The 1,339-nt window shown below is 63.9% G+C and carries 1 protein-coding gene; it reads left to right on the top strand.

The window, feature by feature from the left end; genetic code table 11:
- Positions 1-99 precede the first annotated feature (99 nt).
- Positions 100-1,313, top strand: a protein-coding gene (locus NV1_RS41630; protein WP_373864713.1) for an IS3 family transposase whose coding sequence is annotated in 2 segments (ribosomal slippage) — positions 100-331 and positions 331-1,313 — 1,215 coding nt in all. Because the reading frame shifts where the segments join, the coding sequence is not laid out codon by codon here.
- Positions 1,314-1,339 lie beyond the last annotated feature (26 nt).

The following is a 1,339-nucleotide window of genomic DNA, read 5'->3' as shown; positions in this document are numbered from 1 at the left end:
TGAGCCACCCCGGTGAGTCCGGGGACTTCATCTCTTGGGAAGGATGGAGTCGTGTCGAGGAGGAAGTACCCGGACGAGCTGCGTGAGCGGGCTGTGCGGATGTTTGTCGAGATCCGTGATCAGTACGGGTCGGAGTGGGCGGCGATGCGGGCGGTCGCCGAGTTGTTGGGCGTAGGGCATCCAGAGACGGTTCGCGGGTGGGTGCGCCAGGGTGAGATCGACACCGGCACTCGTCCGGGGGTGGCGACCGAGGCGTCCGAGGAACTGAAGCGGTTGCGGCGTGAGAACGCAGAACTCAAGCGCGCCAACGCAATTCTGAAAGCGGCATCGGCTTTCTTTGCGGCCGAGATAGACCGGCCACAGCGCTGATAATCAGGTTCATCACCGAACACCAGGGCCGTCGCGAGAGCGGCGGCCTGAGGTGGGGCGTCGAGTCTATCTGCGCCGGGCTGACCGAGCTCGGGGTGAAAGTCGCCTCATCAACGTATTACGAGCACCGCAACCGCACCGCCACGAAACAGCAAGAACGGGACCAGGAACTGGCCGTGGAGATCGCGCGCGTCCATCGTGAGAACTTCGGCGTATACGGCGCGAGAAAGGTATGGCTGCAACTGAACCGGGAAGGCATTGTGGTGGCGCGCTGCACGGTGGAGCGGCTCATGCGCCGGCTCGGCTTGCGAGGGGCGCTGCGCGGCAAGGTCAAACGCACCACGGTCTCGGATCCAGCCGCGCCTCGGGCGGCGGATCTAGTGCAACGCAAGTTCGCTCCGGCTGCGCCGAACCGATTATGGGTTGCCGACATCACGTACGTGTCGACGTGGTCGGGGTGGGTGTATGTGGCGTTCGTCGTGGACGCTTATGCGCGCCGCATCATCGGCTGGCGCACCTCGACGTCGATGACCGCGGCGTTGGTGCTCGACGCGATCGAGCATGCCATCTGGACTCGTGAACGCGAGGGCTGGGATGTGAAAGATGTTGTGCACCACAATGATCGAGGATCGCAATACGCGTCGGTGAAGTTCACTGAACGTCTCGCCGAGGCCGGGATCCAGCCCAGCGTAGGCGCCGTGGGATCGAGCTTCGACAACGCCCTGGCCGAAACGATCAACGGCCTTTATAAAACCGAGCTGATCAAACCGCGGGCGCCGTGGCGCACGGTCGACCACGTCGAGCTGGCTACCGCCGAATGGGTGGATTGGTTCAACCACCGGCGCCTCTACCAGCACTGCGGGGACATGCCACCCGCCGAAATGGAGACCGCCTACTACGCTCAGAACCCAGCCCGGCAAACCGCCGGGCTGTCACACCAGTAAGTCTCCGGACTCACCGGGACGGTTCA

Origin of the sequence: Nocardia vaccinii NBRC 15922, from assembly GCF_001613305.1 — a bacterium.
GTDB classification, from domain to species: domain Bacteria; phylum Actinomycetota; class Actinomycetes; order Mycobacteriales; family Mycobacteriaceae; genus Nocardia; species Nocardia vaccinii.
Note: the sequence above shows the minus strand (reverse complement) of the source record. Positions and strands in the feature narration are given on the sequence as shown.